Annotated in this window: 12 protein-coding genes, 1 tRNA gene and 4 pseudogenes; 16 read left to right on the forward strand and 1 reads right to left on the reverse strand. The window is 41.8% G+C overall.

Annotation, left to right across the window (positions count from 1 at the left end):
• Positions 1-14 precede the first annotated feature (14 nt).
• From V7K69_RS10235 to V7K69_RS10290, 13 genes and pseudogenes are all read left to right on the forward strand, one after another.
• Positions 15-1,301, forward strand: coding sequence for a cysteine desulfurase (locus tag V7K69_RS10235; protein ID WP_335033882.1), 1,287 nt, complete (start codon positions 15-17; stop codon positions 1,299-1,301).
• A 225-nt stretch (positions 1,302-1,526) separates the two neighbouring features.
• Positions 1,527-2,159 (forward strand): Uma2 family endonuclease, encoded by a 633-nt coding sequence (locus V7K69_RS10240; protein WP_335033884.1) that lies wholly within the window; start codon positions 1,527-1,529, stop codon positions 2,157-2,159.
• A 286-nt stretch (positions 2,160-2,445) separates the two neighbouring features.
• Positions 2,446-2,562: pseudogene (locus V7K69_RS32925) on the forward strand (transposase family protein); the annotation flags it as partial.
• A gap of 92 nt (positions 2,563-2,654) precedes the next feature.
• A pseudogene (locus tag V7K69_RS32930) lies at positions 2,655-2,765 on the forward strand (IS5/IS1182 family transposase); the annotation flags it as partial.
• Positions 2,766-2,916: 151 nt separating this feature from the next.
• Entirely contained in the window at positions 2,917-3,759 is an 843-nt protein-coding gene (gene rsmA / locus V7K69_RS10250) for a 16S rRNA (adenine(1518)-N(6)/adenine(1519)-N(6))-dimethyltransferase RsmA (RefSeq protein WP_335033886.1), read from the forward strand.
• Positions 3,760-3,840: 81 nt separating this feature from the next.
• Entirely contained in the window at positions 3,841-4,794 is a 954-nt protein-coding gene (ispE, locus tag V7K69_RS10255; RefSeq protein WP_335033888.1) for a 4-(cytidine 5'-diphospho)-2-C-methyl-D-erythritol kinase, read from the forward strand.
• A gap of 62 nt (positions 4,795-4,856) precedes the next feature.
• Positions 4,857-5,186 (forward strand): DUF3082 domain-containing protein, encoded by a 330-nt coding sequence (locus V7K69_RS10260; protein WP_335033890.1) that lies wholly within the window; start codon positions 4,857-4,859, stop codon positions 5,184-5,186.
• A 231-nt stretch (positions 5,187-5,417) separates the two neighbouring features.
• A pseudogene (locus V7K69_RS10265) lies at positions 5,418-5,928 on the forward strand (hypothetical protein).
• A gap of 271 nt (positions 5,929-6,199) precedes the next feature.
• Positions 6,200-6,805: a sporulation/spore germination protein gene (locus V7K69_RS10270; RefSeq protein WP_335033891.1), complete on the forward strand. Its 606-nt coding sequence runs from the start codon at positions 6,200-6,202 to the stop codon at positions 6,803-6,805.
• Between the two features lie 171 nt (positions 6,806-6,976).
• Positions 6,977-7,048: transfer RNA gene (locus V7K69_RS10275), tRNA-Gly, on the forward strand.
• Between the two features lie 124 nt (positions 7,049-7,172).
• On the forward strand, positions 7,173-7,328 hold the full coding sequence (locus V7K69_RS10280; protein ID WP_335033893.1) for a hypothetical protein: 156 nt from the start codon (positions 7,173-7,175) through the stop codon (positions 7,326-7,328).
• Positions 7,329-7,751: 423 nt separating this feature from the next.
• Positions 7,752-9,752 (forward strand): tetratricopeptide repeat protein, encoded by a 2,001-nt coding sequence (locus tag V7K69_RS10285; RefSeq protein ID WP_335033895.1) that lies wholly within the window; start codon positions 7,752-7,754, stop codon positions 9,750-9,752.
• An 89-nt stretch (positions 9,753-9,841) separates the two neighbouring features.
• A pseudogene (locus tag V7K69_RS10290) lies at positions 9,842-10,070 on the forward strand (IS5/IS1182 family transposase); the annotation flags it as partial.
• Between the two features lie 60 nt (positions 10,071-10,130).
• Here V7K69_RS10290 and V7K69_RS10295 read toward each other — a convergent pair.
• The gene (locus V7K69_RS10295) at positions 10,131-10,649 is read right to left on the reverse strand and encodes a COP23 domain-containing protein (RefSeq protein WP_335033897.1); all 519 of its coding nucleotides are present in this window, start codon (positions 10,647-10,649) and stop codon (positions 10,131-10,133) included.
• 141 nt (positions 10,650-10,790) lie between these two features.
• Here V7K69_RS10295 and V7K69_RS10300 point away from each other — a divergent pair, with 141 nt between their 5' ends.
• From V7K69_RS10300 to V7K69_RS10310, 3 genes are all read left to right on the forward strand, one after another.
• Entirely contained in the window at positions 10,791-14,096 is a 3,306-nt protein-coding gene (locus V7K69_RS10300) for a two-partner secretion domain-containing protein (protein WP_335033899.1), read from the forward strand.
• A gap of 9 nt (positions 14,097-14,105) precedes the next feature.
• Positions 14,106-15,878, forward strand: coding sequence for a ShlB/FhaC/HecB family hemolysin secretion/activation protein (locus V7K69_RS10305; protein WP_335033901.1), 1,773 nt, complete (start codon positions 14,106-14,108; stop codon positions 15,876-15,878).
• Between the two features lie 62 nt (positions 15,879-15,940).
• Complete coding sequence (locus V7K69_RS10310; RefSeq protein WP_335033903.1) at positions 15,941-18,661, forward strand: CHAT domain-containing protein; 2,721 nt, start codon at positions 15,941-15,943, stop codon at positions 18,659-18,661.
• Positions 18,662-18,685 lie beyond the last annotated feature (24 nt).

The raw sequence follows: 18,685 nt of genomic DNA on the forward strand, positions 1-18,685 counted from the left end.
TAACTAATCTACCAATGACTTTCACCTCTACCAAAACCCTTGCTGATAAAGTTCGCGCTGACTTCCCGATATTGCATCAGGAAGTCAACGGCAAACCCTTGGTTTATCTCGATAATGCGGCGACATCGCAAAAGCCTTTGTTCGTATTAAATACCCTACGGGATTATTACGAACACTATAATGCTAACGTGCATCGAGGTGCCCATTCTCTGAGTGCCAAAGCTACTGATGCTTATGAAGGTGCTAGAGATAAAGTTGCCAAATTCATTAATGCTGCATCCCGTCAGGAAATCGTCTACACCCGCAACGCAAGTGAGGCGATTAACCTAGTAGCCTATAGCTGGGGAATGAATAATTTGCAGCCAGGAGATGAAATTATTCTGTCGGTGATGGAACACCACAGCAATATTGTGCCTTGGCAATTGGTAGCACAAAAAACGGGTGCAGTACTGAAATTTGTAGAATTAACACCAGAAGAAACTTTTGATTTGGAACAGTTTAAAAAGCTGATTTCCGAAAAAACAAAGTTAGTGTCGGTGGTGCATATTTCTAATACTTTGGGTTGCATTAATCCAGTGTCAGAAATTGGTGCGATCGCTCACAGCTATGGTGCTAAATTTTTAGTTGATGCTTGCCAAAGTGTTCCTCATTACCCTGTTGATGTACAAAAAATAGATTGTGATTGGTTGGTAGCATCCGGTCATAAAATGTGCGCCCCAACTGGGATAGGATTTCTATATGGCAAGTTGGAATTGCTAGAATCAATGCCACCATTTTTTGGTGGTGGTGAGATGATTGCAGAGGTGTATTTAGACCATTCTACTTATGCAGAATTACCGCATAAATTTGAAGCTGGGACACCTGCAATTGGAGAAGCGATCGCACTTGGTGCTGCGATCGATTATCTTACTAGTATCGGCATGGATAAAATCCACGCCTACGAAGCAGAATTAACCGCTTATTTGTTCCAACAATTAGAGCAAATTCCCCAAATTAGAATTTACGGCCCCAAACCAAATGCAAAAGGTGTTTGCGTAGCGTCTCCGACAGGAGAAGGGAGAGCCGCTCTTGCGTCGTTTACAGCCGGAGAAGTCCACGCCAACGACTTATCTACATTATTAGATCAAGAAGGCGTTGCTATCCGTTCTGGACACCACTGCACACAACCATTACACCGTTATTTAGGTCTTGCCGCAACCGCACGAGCAAGTCTATCTTTCTACAACACCCGCGAAGAAATTGATATTTTCATCAAAGCACTGAAAGAAACTCTCGACTTTTTTGCAGGTTTCCTTGCTTAAAGTTACAAAATATCTAGATAGTGATTGTGCCAAATATCAGCAACATATCTTGCTAATAGTTGGCACATTTTAATTATCTCGATTATTTATTAGGAGAAACTAAAGTTTTTGAAACTTCTTTTCTTGCTCAAATGGTTGAAATTGACTTGAGCGAATATTATATTAATGACATAGGTAAAATTATCGTGATTTTATCTAATGTCCTGACAGAAGAAGTATTGTAATATGCTTGTCAAGTCAACGCCTGCTGAACAAAGAACAGTGCTACAGAACATTAGCTGGGAAACCTTTGAAGCCTTGCTGAGAGATACGGGTGAGGACAGAGGCTCAAGATTTGCTTATGACTGCGGTGTTTTAGAAATCATGACTCCACTTTTTGAACACGAAAATCCTAAAATTCAGTTTGACCGATTGATATTCGCTTTAGCAGTAGAATTAAAAACTAAAATTAGAAGTGCTGGTTCTACAACATTAAAACGTAAAACAATAACAAAGGGAATAGAACCCGATACTTGCTATTATATTCAAAATGAACCAGCAATTAGAGGTAAGCAAGAATTAGATTTAAAAACAGACCCAGCACCGGATTTAGCAGTTGAAATTGATATTACTAGCAGTTCTGTTAATAAGCTTAATATTTATGCAGCTTTAGGTGTAGCAGAATTATGGAGATATGACGGTGAAGTTTTAAAATTTTATCAACTAATAGAAAGCGAATATATTGAGATTAAGTTAAGTATAGCTTTTCCTTTAATTTCTGTTAGTGATATGAATAGATTTATCCAGCAAAGTAAAACTATGGATGAAATTGATCTGGTGCAATCCTTCAGCGCTTGGGTGCGTGGAAAAATAGCTTAAAATCATAAATTAACGTGAGTTCGACGGATAGAAAACGGCAAAAAGCTTGCTAGATGTGAAACATGAGAAACTAGACAGGTGTTGCGATGCCTGCGGCGGGCTACGCCTACGCTAAGATTGATTGAGAATAGACCTCTTGCAGAAATATTTTATGGTATATTAAAGGGTTTGCCAGTACCTATTTTGAGAGAATATGCAATACGAACAAACCAAAAGCTTAACGGAGGGAGAATTTAAAAGCTTGTTTGGGGTAAAGAGACAGACTTTTGATGAAATGGTAGGGGTGATGCGTCAGTACATCAAACTCAAGAAAACCTCCGGTAGCCCAAAACTAAGTAGAGAAGATCAAGTACTGGTGGCTTTACAGTATTGGCGAGAATATCGCACTTACTTTCATATTGCTAGTGATTGGGGCGTGTCGGAATCAACGGTCTGCCGAACTGTTCATAAAGTAGAAAACACCAAAATTGTTCAGGAAAGTTCAGTCTCCCAGGAAAGATTTTTAAGATTCTTCGTGAACGTTATCGTAACCGTCGTCGGCGATTTGGGCTACGTTGTAATCTGATTGCTGCACTCTACAACTACGAACTTCAGCTTACCGGATGAGTTTTCAACAATTCTGGTATTAGTAAATCCCCTACTTTATCACAAAATATTTATGCAAGAGTTCTAGTGAGTCTAGCGCTGTAGACGGATTTCACAATTTATAATAAGTTTTTGAGAAAAAGCTAAAAACTAGACTAGGCAATAAATACAGATGATCCGACCGCGTAAGGTCTTTGCTCAACATTGGCTCAAAAGTGAAAAGGCGCTCGACGCAATTATAAAAGCAGCGGAGTGTACAGAAAGCGATCGCTCCGTCAAAGGCGATCGCATCCTGGAAATTGGGCCTGGAACTGGTATTCTAACTCGTCGTTTATTACCCTTAGTGCAATCTCTGATTGCAGTTGAGATAGACCGCGACTTATGCCATCTGTTGTCAAAGCAACTGGGTAAGACTGAAAATTTCTTATTGCTGCAAGGCGATTTTCTCACCCTGGATTTACCATCTTATTTGGTAGCTTTTCCCAATTTCCAAAAGCCAAACAAAGTAGTAGCCAATATTCCCTACAACATTACAGGCCCAATCATTGAGAAACTACTGGGTACGATCGCAAATCCTAACCCCGAACCATTTGACTCTATAGTATTGCTGGTACAAAAAGAAGTGGCAGAAAGGTTGTATGCTAAACCAGGGTCAAAAACCTTTGGGGCGTTGAGCGTGCGGGTACAGTATTTGGCTGAGTGTGAGTTAATCTGCACAGTTCCAGCCTCTGCATTCCATCCAGCGCCAAAAGTTGATTCAGCAGTAGTACGATTACGTCCTCGAAAAATAGAAATACCAGCGCTTAATCCCCGACAGTTAGAGACTTTCTTGAAGTTGGGGTTTGGTGCCAAGCGCAAAATGTTACGAAATAATTTGCAATCTGTTATAGAACGCGATCGCCTGAGCCACTTACTGGAACAATTAAAAATAAATCCCCAAGCCAGAGCCGAAGATATCAGCGTTCAGCAATGGGTAATTTTAGCAAATGAATTGGGAGTAGGGAGTAGGGAGTAGGGAACAAGGCAGATTTTTTCCTATTTCCCCTTCTTCATTCCCCATTCCCCTTCTTCATTCCCCATTCCCCACTTCCAGAAAATGCTTTCCTACAGCCTAATTGCCCCTGCTAAAATCAACTTATATCTGGAAATCATTGGGGATCGCCCCGATGGTTATCACGAGTTAGCCATGATACTTCAAAGTATCGGACTTTCAGACAAAATTGATGTGCGTTCCATTAGCACTGATAGCATTCGTGTTCACTGCAACCACCCACAAGTACCGACAGATAAAAGTAATCTGGCATACCGAGCAGCAGAATTAATGGTGAGGCAATTTCCCGAAGCCTTTGCTAAATATGGCGGTGTGGAGATTACCGTCAATAAGCAGATTCCTGTAGCGGCTGGGTTGGCTGGGGGTTCGACAAATGCAGCAGCTGTGTTAGTGGGTATAGATTTACTGTGGAAGTTGGGATTAACTCAGTCTGAATTAGAAGAGTTAGGAGGTACACTCGGTTCTGATGTCCCATTTTGTGTAGCGGGTGGAACTGCGATCGCAACAGGTAGGGGTGAGCAACTTTCTCCCCTGCCGAGTTTAGATAACATATATATAGTATTAGGGAAATACCGTAGTCTGGAAGTTTCCACACCTTGGGCATACAAAACCTATCGACAGCAGTTTGATCATTCTTATATTAGAGATACCGATAATTTGGTAGCACGTGCTAGTGCAGTTCATTCAGGAGCAATAGTAAAAGCTATCTTGCATAAAGATACGAGGGAAATTGCCCAAAAATTGCACAATGATTTAGAGCGTGTGGTATTGCCAGCCTATCCCCAAGTTTTGCAGTTGCGAGAAGTGTTTGCAAATCAGGAAGGCGTTTTAGGAACAATGATGTCTGGTTCTGGCCCAACAGTATTTGCTCTTTTTGAGTCTCAGCAGCAGGCTGAAATAGTTTTGCGGCAAGTAAGGGAAGCAATTATTGATGAGGATTTAGAATTGTTTGTAACTCGGACAATTACGCATGGTATTAAAGTGACATCATCTGTTTAAATAATTCTTTTTCATTAATTCAAGGATAATGTTCCAATTAAAAATCTGAAAGCCAAAATCGTATGAGTGACCAAAATTTAACGCCACAAACGGATACTAAAATACAGGCGACAGCGAGTCCTTTACGCTGTTTAACTGGGGCGGTTATTTCTGGAGGAATGGGATATGCAATGTATTCGCTGATGATTGCGATCGCTACAAATTTTGCTGCTAAACCTCTCCATTCAATTAATCCATTGGTAATTAAGATTTCTTCTGCTGTTCGGACTCTGGTTGTTGGTGTAGTTGCTTTAGGAAGTGGGATATTTAGTCTAGTGGCAATTGGTTTGTTGGCTTTGGGAGTGCAATTATTAGTGCAGCAATTGACTAAGCAAAAAAGTAGTGAAAACTAGAAAAGTATTGGGTGAATAGAATTCGCTACTACACAAACCAAGTCCACCTGCGTGGACTAATACAAAATCAAGGATTATTTAACCTGGGGAGGCAGGTTTTGCCTGTGTAGCCGCGATTTCTAATCGCCGAGGCGAGTCAGAAATTAGACTTTTCAAACAACCTCTTAGAGTAAGCAACCTCAAGGCATAACTAGGAAACCACTAGCGGCTAGGCGATCGCAACTGCAATACTTGGGCATTATCCTCATCAGAAACCTGGATTATTTATACCTTTTAGTTGCAGCTATAGGAATATCATTCTCCGATATCCATTTAACTAATGTGATTGACCCAGAGGTACTTTCGGCACAACAAATATGTGATTTATACAGACGACGTTGGCGTATTGAAGATGCTTTTTTACTTACAAAACGCTTACTGGGTCTATCATACCTCTGGGTTGGGGGAGCTAACGGCATCAAAATGCAACTCTTTGCAACAATAATTTTTTACGCTGTACTTAACGATCTATGTGCCGATGTTGCTATTGCTCTACAGCAGCCTATAGAACAAATTTCCATTGAGATGGTGTTCCGCAGTTTGTATTTCATTTAACCGTGCCTGCTTGCAAAACCCACAGTTAGAACTTATACCTTGGCTTGTCGAAAATCATCGCTCAATGGGACTTGTTAAAGCTATTCGCAAACGGCATAGGGATAATGCCAAAAGGTCACTTGACATTTGGGAACCAGCCTTAACTTGACGCCAATGGCGAGACGCCCATCACACAAGAATTTTCTAATGCACTATTTTAGCCTTGCCACGCCACTACGTATATTTCAATAATCAAATATGAGTCCTATAGTACAGATACCGTCATACTTGGTGAGTCTCTGTATGTAGTGCGATTCTTGACTTTAACAGATTTTGGGTTGACACTTTGTATACTGGCTCAATATTCAGAAAATTATGCGGAATTGATACCAGCGACACTGAAATTGATAGCAGCAACATTAAATTTATAAGCAAAAATTATGAACACAACCCAGAGATATTTTTTACCCTTTATTTTTGTGGCAATGGTCATCAGCCTCAGCAGTTGTAGTTCTAACCCCACTGCTCAGAATATTGACAGTGGCAAGCCATCCTCTACCGTAGCGGCAACCAATAGCCTGCCGTCTCAGACTCCCAGCCAAATTCCTAGCGTAGCTCAGTTGAGAGAAAAATCTCCTAATCAAGAACCTCCTAATAAAAATACACCTTCCTCATCAACTTCTAAAACTGCCATTAGTAAAACTACCAACGTTACACTATACACAAGTGATGCTCAATGTCAAAAGCTAGTTCCAGAAAAGGTTTCAGTGCCAGCCGATGAACCAGTGAAAAATGTAGTAAATAAAATCTTAGAAAAACGAGATTCAAGCGACTTTAGCTTGTCTGGGTATCGTGTCAACGTCAAAAATGGCATTGCTACAGTTGATTTGCGAATATCCCCTGAGTCAAAGCGGCAAATAGCTTCTCTTTCTAGTTGTGAACAGTTTGCTCTGTTTGGTAGTCTCCGCAAAACCTTAACGAGTAATGCTCAATGGAATATTAAAGAGGTTCGCTTCACTGAGCGAGGTGAGGATATTGTTCTTTAGTTAAGTATGGTAGCAAGTGCCGTCGTTAGCTAATTAAAAAGATTTTTCAATCTGAACAGCCACAGGACTTATGCATCAGCATCGACTAAAACAGTGTATGTTCTAGCCAATTGAAAACAGCTGTAAATAGTGGTATGCTTAACTTTAAGCCTAAGTTTGTGGGAGCAATTCGCGGGTGTAATTCAGTGGTAGAATGTCATCTTCCCATGGTGAACGTCGTGGGTTCGAGTCCCATCGCCCGCTTTAGAAAAAAGCCTTATTTAACAAGCATTTCAACGATTTGCTCTGTAAACTCTTGCGTTGAGGAATGAGCGCATTATCCTTGAGCTACTCTAGTCCTGGTATTAACCCTTGACCTTCTACTGTCTTGCTCTTGCGCTTGCTTTTGCGATCGCTTTTTGGTTTGCTGTTGTTTAATTTTTCTCGTTCGGCTCGGATTCGTTCTAGTAAGACTGATGCAGGTTCATCATCTGGATCTTGGGGGACGAGTTCACCCCGGAAAGCTTTGGCAAGGATGGATTGATTGAGCCGATCTAGTCTTGTAATCCACCAGCACTAAAAGTAGAAAAGTGTGTTTCTATAGCAAGGCTTAGTGGTGCAGAAAACTTTCCGGACTCTCAAGTTGAGAACACAGTGATACGGAAGAATTCAATTTCTTGCTCTGTCTGCGTTCGTTTTTTGAGTGAAGTAGTGACAGGTGGAGGACTTTTTTACTCTTGACGATAAAGATGGGGGACTGACATGGGGTAGTTTTTGTGTGGAAACTTGAGCATCCCATGTCTTCCCCCTCTCTGCCACACTTGTCTCAGTAAAATTCCCCATATATCATCAATACTCTGGACTTTTCTGCACCACTAAGCCATAAATGATAAAATTTACCTTTGATAACTGAAATAAAAAATAATCTGTTTTGCTAGTTTCCTAACTTAATATATTCTCTTTGATTATGAAGCCCCTTGGTAAAGTTTTACAACAGGCTGACCTCATTTCATCTGAGCAAGTGGAGATTGCTCTCAAAGAGCAGACCCAATTTCCTGGGTTAAGGCTTGGTGAAATTCTTGTCTTGCATGGATGGCTTAAACAAGAAACGGCTGATTTTTTCTCTCAGGAGTGGCCAGTGTTACTGGAGCAGAAACCAAAGCAGCCCTTGGGTAAATATTTAGAAGAAGCTGGACTATTAAATGAACACCAAATCAGAATTATCCTTGGTGAACAACTACAGAATAAACTTCGCTTTGGGGAATTAGTAGTACTTAAGGGTTGGTTGAAATTTACTACAATTAAGTTTTTTCTGGAGCGTTTTGCTTTAGAACCTCAATTGCAGCAACCGGAAGAAGTTTCAAATAATCACAATTCAGGGCAGACAGAACAATCGCATTTGAAAATGGTAATGCCACAGCAGAACAATTTGAAAATCTCGAACTCTATTGAGCATTCAGTTTCTGCTTTAAATTCGCTAAAGCAAGAATCAGAAAGCTTAAGACTGTTTAGCCTTAGTACTATAGAGTTGTTCAAATTAGATGAAAAAGCTAGCTGTCCGAAAGCTTTGCTAGCAGAAGTGCAATTCTGGACAGATGGGCAACCGACTCTTACTGAACAAGTTTGTCAATTGCTTGTAAAATCCCCAGATTATATTGCCGAAGGTGCAGAAGCCGCAACAGTGGAACAACTAATACAAACCTGCTTGATTAACAATTGGGAAACTCAAGTTGCATCTGAGCATTTGCAAGAGATACATGAAAGGATGATCCACAATCAGCAATGTGATCCGTTATATCTGTTGGAAATGTACCAGCAAATTTTGCAAGAGGGCGAATTACCAACCAACGACAGTCTAGAACAGGCAGAACTGTTGCATCTAGGATTGATAATCCAACAACAAGACAGGCTAAAACTTGGGAACCGCATTTACCAAGCAGTTTTTAATTACAATTGGGTAAACCTGGAGTTAGAGAAAATACTTTCTGCCTCCTTGTCAAATACAACCATCTCACCAGTTAATAACTTGAATGTCAGCAATATCATTACTCCCCCTGAATCTAGAGGAACTAAACGATTTTTTGTGTTGCTAGCAATAGCCGGTTTAATGGTCTGTGGTTCTGGCTTGATGTTTTTAGGTTTCAATGTATTTAAATGGTTACAAGTAGAAATAACTTTCAAACGAGGTAACGTCTTATTGCAGCAAGGAGAGTATCAAGAAGCGATCGCAAAATATAACAACCTTTTAAAATTTGATAGCAACTACTACCAATCTTGGACTAACCGAGGCTATGCACTAGCTGGACTCAAAGACTACAAGCAGATGCTAGAATCATGCACTACAGCAACTATCATTCATCCAGAAGCTGTTTATGCCTGGAACTGCAAAGGGGAAGCGCTACATAACCTCAAACAGCATGATGAGGCGATCGCGGCTTTTGATCAAGCGATCAGACTCAACTCCAAAGATCCGGTATTTTGGATTAATAAAACTGAAGCACTACTAGCACTCAAGCAACCAGATGCAGCGCTTACTAGTATTAATCAAGCAATTGAGCTTTTAAAACAAATTTGGCAAGTTGAACACAAAGATGCAAATGCCAAAGAGTTAGCCATTGCTTTTAGCTATCAAGGTAAGATTTTATTGCAAAAACAAGAATACGAAGGCTCTCTAAAAGCCTATGAACAGGCATTAGAATACAATCACGAATACTTTGTGGCTTTACGAGGTAAAGGGATTGCGCTACAAGCCCTAAAGCGAGACGATCAAGCGATCGCGCAATTTTATTTTCTTCTAGATCATCAGCAGCTAACTGATCCTCAAAAAGCTGAGGTTTGGTACTATTTGGGGTTGAGCCTGTGTAAATTCCAGCAAACCGAAAAAGCGATCGCGGCTTTCGATAAAGCCCTGAAGCTGAAACCCAATTACCAACCCGCAGAACTAGCAAAAGAAACTTGTCCCAAATAAACTACTAAATTATTCAAGAGAACTCTTGCAAAAGTGTTTTGTGGTATTATTAAGGATTTGACCAATTGTAAGCAGGGCTTTGATTGACAGTGAAAATAGGAAAAGCCAAACAGCTGACTTCAAAGAAATTTAAGCGTATGACAGGAGTTAAGTCGTCGAACCTTTGAACTAATGGTTGGGGTAGTCAAAACTGATGAGCAAAAGAAAAAGAAACCAGACCGTCGTCCTAAATTAATTATTGAAGACTAAGTTTTAATAGTTCTTCAATGTTGGAGAGAATACCGTACTGATTATCATATTGGATTAGACTGGGGACTGCACTTATTTTAACTACCAATTACCTTGAGGCTTTTTCTCTAAAAATTAACAATATACGAGTTAAAACGGCCACCAAGTAGGTTTGGTGTCTGTGTAAGTACGGCTAAGAGTCCGAGCATCGGAAGGCTGTGCTTGCTTAAAATCGCTACCCAACATTTCGTATAAAGCTTGAGATGGGTTATCAACTGGTTTAAGAATAAATAAAACCTTAGCACTGTAATGGTTGCAACCAATACCTCTGCGTTCTACAGCACACACAACAGCTTGATCGTTAAGCTTATCAGCCGTTAAATATTTAGAACTACCCGTATCATAGACAGTCTGTAAGCTTTTAGCTGTATTCTGGCAATTTTGCACAGCATTTACATCTGAGAAATATTTCGGGAGAAAATTCAACATCATGTAATCTTTGGGAGTTCCGTCTTTAGCCAAACTCAAAATAACCTTTGGTGAACTAGTGCTAGTCTTGCAGCTTACTTGAACACTGTTAGCTCTAGTGGGTGCAGAGACTGCTACTATAGCACTCATAACTAATATTGAGGCCGTTCCCATAGTTACCCAAGACTGCCACTTGTTCATATTACTTAACCCCCTTTCTTGACCAAAATTTAGGCTGGAATATAAACTCAATAATAATATCATTTTTAGTTAAATATACTGAAATCAAACTAAGAAAGCATTCCAATAATTTTTCCGTAGGGGAATTTTCCCATCTGCAAAATGAAACAACTCCCTCGCCAAATTTTAATTACTAGTAGTGCTTATATCTGCTGTCTAATTGCTAGTTCTCCTGTTTTAGGACAAATCTCTTCAGATAACACACTCCCCGATGGACAAACTGTAGTTTCACCAGGGACAAAACCAGGGCAGGATTTTTTAATTACAGGCGGAACAAAAGTTGGTAGCAACCTCTTCCATAGCTTTCGAGAATTTTCTGTTCCCACTGGTGGCGAGGCTTTTTTCAGCAACACCGCAGCTTTTAGCAACATTAGTAACATCATTAGCCGAGTTACGGGTGGTTCAATTTCCAATATTGATGGCTTAATTAGAGAAAACTACGGTGCTAACTTCATCCTCATCAATCCCAGTGGGATTAACTTTGGTGCTAACGCTCAACTGAATATTGGTGGCTCGTTTTTGGCTAGTACGGCAAATAGCCTCAAATTTGCTGATGGTGCAGAATTTAGTGCCACCGATTCAACTTCTTCTCCTCGGCTAACGATTAGTGTGCCAGTAGGCTTACAATTTGGGCAGAATCCCCAAGCAATTCGTGTCCAAGGTCAAGGGCATAACATCAGTCTGCAAAGTGCGATATTCTCACCCTTCACTAGGGGAGACACTGCGGGACTGGAGGTACAGCCAGGTAATACCCTAGCTTTGGTGGGAGGAGGAATTATTTCCGAGGGAGGAACCCTCAAAGCCGAGGGTGGACGCATTGATTTAGGTAGTGTGGTAGGAGGTTTCGTCAGTCTCAATCCCAGTCCTCAAGGCTGGAATTTAGGTTATCAAGGGGTGACAAACTTTCAAGATATTGCCTTATCTCAAAAAGCATTAGTAGATACCAGTGGTGCGGGTATTGGCTCAATTCAGTTGCAGGGACGAAACATTTCCATCCGCGATGGCTCAGTGGTGTTAATTCAAACCCAAGGAGCGCAATCAGCAGGGGGGATTAATGTCAATGCCTCTGAATCCTTGTCCTTAGTAGGCACTACAACAGATGGGCAGATTTCCAGCAACTTGTTTGCAGAAACTATTGGCGGTGGCAAAAGTGGAGATATTACCGTTAAGACCCCCCGCTTAGTCATTCAGGATGGAGCAGCTATATCTGCGGCTACTTACACGGCTGCTCCTGGTGGGAATATTGATATTAAAGCTGGTGATTTTTTGCAAGTGTCAGGATTTTCACCATTTAATCCCAGTCGTTTCAGTAATATTACGGCAGGAGCTTTTGGGGCTGGGAATGCGGGAAGTCTCACAATATCAACGCAGCAATTAACTGCACTTTCAGGAGGGAATATTGCTTCTGTAACGGCTGGTACTGGCTCCGGTGGAAATGTAACTGTCAATGCCTCGAAGTTAGTAGAATTGATCGGTGTAACACCATTGGTTTTCACTCCTAGTCAAATAACTGCTGGCACTGGCGGCCCAGGAAAAGCTGGTAGCGTGACAATTAATACTCAACGTTTGGTAATCAAAGACGGTGGTAGAGTTGATGCTTCCACCTTGGCCAGTGGCGCTGCTGGTAGCATTACTATTAATGCTAAGGATGCTGTAGAAGTGAGTGGGACAGTTCCCAACTCTATCAATCCCAGTCTGATCATCGCCTCTGGCAACATCGTCGATTCGACCTTACAACAGTTATTAAGACTGCCTCCCATACCAAGTGGAGCTTCTGGAGATGTGACAATTAACACGGGAACGTTGAGCATCACAGATGGTGCTTTGGTGACAGCAACCAATAGTGGCTCAGGAATTTCTGGAAACGTCAGGGTTAACGCTTCTTTTGTTTTTCTCGATAGTGGAGGTGGCATTACATCTGAGTTAGGAGGAGACTTCACAGGAGGAAAGATTTTTATCTTTTCTCCTATAACAGTCGGAGGTGTCAAAGGTGGAGATATTACTATTTCAACCCAGAAGTTAACTGTCCAAGGTGGCGCAAATCTATCAACTGCCACCTTCACGAATGCAGCAGGCGGTAATATAACTGTGGATGCCTCAGACTCGACACAGGTGATTGGATTTGCTCCTTTTAGTCCCAATGCACTCAGCAGTATCAGTGCTTCAACTTTTGGTTCAGGAAATTCAGGAAATGTGACCATCTCAACTGGGCAGTTAAAGGTTCTAAATGGAGCAAGGGTAGGCGCTGGCACCTTTAGAACTGGTTCTGGCGGAGATGTAACTATTAATAGCACTGATTCTGTCCAAGTTATTGGTGCAGAACTAAGTCAGGCGGTGGGAAGCCTTATCGGTGTTTCGACACTCAACCGTGGTAATGCTGGCAACTTGACTATCAATACACCCAGATTGGTAGTTAGGGATGGAGGACGGATTGATTCTTCTACCGCAGCAACTGGCTCAGCTGGAAGTGTTACCATCAACGCTCCCAACTCCGTAGAGGTGAGCGGCACAATATCTGGAACTGCGATTCCTAGTTTGATCAGTTCTGGTGCCAATATTGAGACTGAAATCGTCCGCCAGCTTTTTAGACTACCTCCTGTACCGAGTGGATCATCAGGTGACGCAACAATTAATACTGGTAAATTGACTGTCACCAATGGCGCGCAAGTAACTACTACAAACCAGGGTTCAGGCAATGCTGGCAGTGTAAGGGTAAATGCTCGCTCTACTTTCCTAGATGAGGGAGGTGGTATCACAACAGCAACGGCATCCGGTGAAGGTGGTAACATTTTCCTGCGGACAAATTCCCTACTCATGCGTAACGGTAGTCAGATATCCGCAGAAGCTGGCGGGACTGGCAACGGTGGCAACATCACGATTACTGGCTACAGTCCTGCTGATTTTGTCGCGCTGTTAGAAGGCAGTAAGATTACCGCCGATGCTGTTGAGGGTATGGGAGGAAATATCAGTATCAATACCAAAGGATTTTTTGTGTGTCCAACTTGTCAGATTAGTGCTAGTTCTCAACTGGGAATCGCCGGACAAATCAGCATTATTGCACCAGAGGCAGAAAGTAATTTTGAAGTTATCGATTTACCACAAGAAGTAGCTAAACCAGAGCAAGTGGTAGCTCAGGCTTGTCGAGCAACAACAAGTCAGAATAGAAGCGAATTTACCATCACCGGACGCGGGGGATTGCCACCACGACCGAGCGAACAGCTAAGTAGTGGAGCTTTAATTAGTTTTGAGTCTGCTGATGCTGCTACAGAGGTGAATAATACTTCTCAACTGCCACCTCCAGCCAGAGGTTGGTATGTTAACGCCCAAGGTGTGCTAGTTCTCGCCAGCCAAACGCCTAATGCTACTCCCTATAGTTCTGGGTTAAGTTCATCTAATAATTGTCACTAAATATTTTTTATGTCACCCAGAGCCGTTGCTGGTAGGGAGATTGTCGGCGGTAGGTTAAGTATTTGGCGAGGGAGATTTTTTTTATTTTCTTGTGTTAGCCTCATACTCCTGCTCGATCGCACAAATTCTGCTTACGCCCAGCTGATTAATCCTGTTACCCCAAAGCCCCCTGAACAATCCCCAGCTAATCCCCTACCACCAACAGATGTACCCATCCAAATACTGCCGACAGTACCGCCAACCCCGGAAGAATCCCTAGATATTCCCGGTAGTATCACTGTGCAGAAATTCGAGTTTGTTGGTAATACCGCCTTCAGCCAAGGGGAATTAAACTCTGCGATCGCCAATTTTACCGGACAACCAATCACTTTTGCCGAACTCCTGAAAGCTGCCAATCAAATTACTGAGTTATATGTGCAGAAGGGGTACATTACCTCTGGGGCTTATATTCCCAGTCAAGAGTTTCGTTCTGGTATTATCAAAATTCAAGTAGTAGAAGGCAGTTTAGAAGATATTCAAGTCAATGTGATTAAAGGACGGTTGAACTCAGATTATGTCCGTAGTCGGATTGCGATCGCCACTACCAAACCGCTAAATATCAACCGCCTCAAAGAAGCTTTGCAACTGTTGCAACTTAATCCCCTAATTGAAAGCTTAGATGCTGAACTTACAGCCGGTACTAGACCAGGTGTCAATTCCTTAGCTGTGACAGTCAAGGGAGCGAGAACTTTTAATGCCCAACTTAATATTAATAATAACCGTAACCCCAGCGTTGGGAGTTTTGAACGCGGCATCACCTTGTCTGAAGCCAGTCTTTTGGGAAAAGGCGATCGCTTGAGTTTTGCCTACAAAAATACCGATGGTAGCAATAGCTTTGAGGGTGGTTATACTTTGCCAGTGAATCCCCGGAATGGCACCATTGGCTTCAACTATCGGCTTACCGACAACCAAATTATTGAACCTCCTTTTCAAGATTTGGATATTGAAGTAAATTCGCGTGAGTTTGAATTATCTTTTCGTCAGCCAGTTCTGCAAAGAGCCACCCCAGAAGTCAGCCAAGAACTCACTCTAAGTTTAACCGCAGCTAGACGGGAAAGTAATTCTTCTATTAAAGGTGTGCAGCAACCTCTGTTTCCTGGGGCTGATAATCAAGGAGAAACGCGGATATCGGAATTGAGTTTCGCCCAAGAATGGCTACAACGGAGTCGTCAAGAAGTCTTAGCTGCTCGTTCTGAGTTTAATGTGGGGATTGGAGCTTTTAACGCCACGATTAATAGCAGCGAACCAGATAGCCGATATTTTCTTTGGCGGGGACAAATGATCTATTTGCGTCTCCTTGGTCAACCAAAAGGACAAACAGCGATCGCTCCTACTTTATTGTTGCGTTCTAATGTGCAGTTGTCTACTAGCTCTCTGCTTTCCATTGAGCAGTTTAGTCTGGGAGGCCAAGGAACTGTCCGGGGTTATCGCCAAGATGTTTTACTCAGTGATAATGGCATTTTTGCTTCGGCAGAATTGCGATTACCTGTCGCCCGTTTCCCTCAACTACAAGGGACTTTACAGGTTGCACCGTTTATCGATGTTGGTGCTGTCTGGAATACAGGTAGAGAAAATCCTGACTCTAATACTCTAGTAGGCTCAGGATTAGGATTACTTTGGCAAATGGGGGATAGATTCACAGCCCGCCTTGATTGGGGTATTCCTTTAATAAATATTGATAATAGCAAGCGCACATGGCAAGAAAACGGCGTGTATTTTCAAATGGAGTATAAAGCGTTTTGATGTTGCTGACTGATGACTGTTGAGTGTGAACAGTCGGATATTTTTTTATTTGGAAATCCGTAATGACAACTGAGCAACTGAGAAAAATGATTTCTAAAAAGTACCGTCGTCTATTAATTTTTATACTTTCAGCATTATTGGGGCTGTTATCTAGTTTGACTGTGCCAGCTTGGTCAAATCTCCCCAGTTTATCTGCTAATGATACTCCTTTAGCGTTAGCAAGGGAAGGCGAACAACGCTACAATGCTGGAGAATTAGAAGCAGCGGCGAAGTTATGGGAAGCGGCGGCTGAGGCTTATAATAAAGTTGGCGATCGCCAGGGCATAACTAAGAGTCTGATCAACAAATCCCAAGCTTTGCAAGATTTAGGTTTGTATCCCAAAGCTTGCAACACTTTACTCGAAGCTTTTGCGATCAAAAATCCCAATTGTAGCCAAACCCAAATCGAGCAACTCCACAAAAGTCTTGCTCAAAAGGGTGATTCTTTGACCTTAACTGAAGCAATTGGCTTGCACAGCCTCGGCGATGTCTTACGCAGACAAGGATTATTAGAAAAGTCGCAAGAAATCTTGCAGTTAAGTCTGTCATCAATTGCCGAATCGCCGGAAAAAAGCTCAGTGCTACTGAGTTTAGGCAATACCGAACGGATCGTAGGCAACCAAATCCGCGATCGCTGGGACTATGATGCAGTCACAGAAATTATTGATCGTAAATCTCTGTTGGATGCTCTAGCGCCCTACAATCAAGCTATTAATTACTATATCCAAGCAACAAAAGTAACATCAGCGCCACCACTGCCTAAAATTCAGGCAGAACTCAATCACTTCCAGCTATTACTGGAGATGCAGAGATGGTGGAGTGAACAGACGCAACGCCGGATTGGTTCTTGGTCGAGATTTTCTGAATCTAAATTAATTCAACGGGCAAAAGATTTTGTCTATGGGTTGGAATTGCAGTTGAGCCAAGATGCCCAAGCATTACAAAATCAAATTTTACCTAGCCTGGCCACTCTTACTCCCAGTCGTGCTGCTATTTATGCCCAGATTAACTTTGCTAATTCTTTAATGCAAAGCGCCCAAATAAATAATGTTGAACCTTTATTAAATAACGCACTACAACAGTCACGGACTCTACAGGATAGACGAGCCGAAACCTACGCTCTAGGGTATTTGGGTAAACTTTACTACAAACAAAGGCAGTTAAATCAGGCAACCAAACTGACGCAGCAAGCACTGATGTTAGCCCAAGAACAAAATATCAGTGGTGATGCTAGGGAAATTACTTATCTTTGGCAATCTCAGTTAGGGAGTTTACTACGGAAACAGGGAGATATCAAAGGAGCGATCGCAGCTTATACCGCCGCCTTTAATACTCTGCAATCCCTACGCAGCGATTTAAACGCCAACAATCAAGATGTCCAATTTGACTTTCTTCAAGAAGTGAAACCTGTCTATCTAGAATTAGCAGATTTGTTATTGAAATCAAATTTGAGTGACAACGAATTAAGTGCGCTAATAGTGTCTAATCCTACCATTAAGCAGGAAAAGTCGGAGCCTAAAAAGTCTCAAAAACGCCTAGAATTTGCCCGCCAAGTGATAGAATCTCTGCAATTAGCAGAACTAGATAACTTTTTTCAAGACCCCTGCTCTGAAACAGCAAATATCGCCTTGCAAATTGATAATATTGATGCCAATGCAGCTGTTATCTATCCGATTGTTTTACCAGATCGCTTAGAAGTTATCCTTTCCGTGTCAGGAAAACCCTTAGAGGAAGTCGTAATTCCCATCAGTGAACAGGAAGTTAATGAGACTCTAGATCGGCTTTACGATAATTTAGACAACGTTAGTATCAATAACTCAGCCCGAAATATTCTCTCAACTTCTAACCCCAATCCCCAAGAATTAAAGGAAAATCTTCAGAAACTTTTACCAATTTTTGGAGAAGTTTATAACTGGCTAATTAAACCTTTTGAGACACAGCTAGATTCCAAAGAAATCAAAAATTTAGTATTTGTACTAAATGGGAGATTACAGAGAGTGCCAATAGCTGCCCTCTACGATGGAGAAAATTATCTTATTCAAAAATATAGCCTAGCCCTAGTTCCCAGCCTCCAACTCCTTGCTCCTAAACAATTGGAAAGGAAAGAACTTAAGGTTTTAGCTGCTGGAGTTAGTGAGCAAATTAAGATAGAAGGAGAATTTTTTGCCGCACTGGTTAATGTTCCCAAAGAATTAGACCAAATTAAACAAACTTTTCCAGCTTCCCAAAAACTGCTCAATCAAGAGTTTACTGTCAAAACTATTCAAAAACAGTTGAAATCAAATTTCCCTGTGATCCACCTAGCCACTCACGGGCTATTTAGTTCTAATCCCCTGAAAAATTTTATTATTACAGGGGATGGGAAAAGTATCAGTATTAAAGAGTTAAGTGCTTTGCTAAAAGAACCCGCTACACCCATAGAATTACTAGTGCTGAGTGCCTGTGAAACTGCTACTGGCGATGAACGAGCTGTCTTAGGCTTGGCAGGAATGGCTGTGCGTTCCGGGGCACGCAGTACCCTTGCCACTCTCTGGCCTGTAGGGGATGCTTCTACCGCCAAATTTATGGGTGAATTTTACCAAGACCTGAAAAAGCCAGGGGGGAAACAAGCAGATGCTCTGAAGAACGCTCAACTATCGCTGTTAGAATCTTTGAAGCTGAATCCACCTTTTCAGGAGTTGCAGAATTTACCACCTCATCCTTATTATTGGGCACCTTATGTTTTAGTCGGAAATTGGCAATAGTGGTTACAATACGGTTCGCTTATA

This window comes from Nostoc sp. (genome assembly GCF_036917775.1).
Taxonomy (GTDB): Bacteria; Cyanobacteriota; Cyanobacteriia; order Cyanobacteriales; family Nostocaceae; genus Nostoc.

Excerpts from the sequence above, each read along its gene's own strand:
- V7K69_RS10235 (WP_335033882.1), top strand. The coding sequence starts at position 15 with ATGACTTTCACCTCTACCAAAACCCTTGCTGATAAAGTTCGCGCTGAC.
- V7K69_RS10240 (WP_335033884.1), top strand. The coding sequence starts at position 1,527 with ATGCTTGTCAAGTCAACGCCTGCTGAACAAAGAACAGTGCTACAGAAC.
- rsmA (WP_335033886.1), top strand. The coding sequence starts at position 2,917 with ATGATCCGACCGCGTAAGGTCTTTGCTCAACATTGGCTCAAAAGTGAA.
- ispE (WP_335033888.1), top strand. The coding sequence starts at position 3,841 with ATGCTTTCCTACAGCCTAATTGCCCCTGCTAAAATCAACTTATATCTG.
- V7K69_RS10260 (WP_335033890.1), top strand. The coding sequence starts at position 4,857 with ATGAGTGACCAAAATTTAACGCCACAAACGGATACTAAAATACAGGCG.
- V7K69_RS10270 (WP_335033891.1), top strand. The coding sequence starts at position 6,200 with ATGAACACAACCCAGAGATATTTTTTACCCTTTATTTTTGTGGCAATG.
- V7K69_RS10285 (WP_335033895.1), top strand. The coding sequence starts at position 7,752 with ATGAAGCCCCTTGGTAAAGTTTTACAACAGGCTGACCTCATTTCATCT.
- V7K69_RS10295 (WP_335033897.1), bottom strand. The coding sequence starts at position 10,649 with ATGAACAAGTGGCAGTCTTGGGTAACTATGGGAACGGCCTCAATATTA.
- V7K69_RS10300 (WP_335033899.1), top strand. The coding sequence starts at position 10,791 with ATGAAACAACTCCCTCGCCAAATTTTAATTACTAGTAGTGCTTATATC.
- V7K69_RS10305 (WP_335033901.1), top strand. The coding sequence starts at position 14,106 with ATGTCACCCAGAGCCGTTGCTGGTAGGGAGATTGTCGGCGGTAGGTTA.
- V7K69_RS10310 (WP_335033903.1), top strand. The coding sequence starts at position 15,941 with ATGACAACTGAGCAACTGAGAAAAATGATTTCTAAAAAGTACCGTCGT.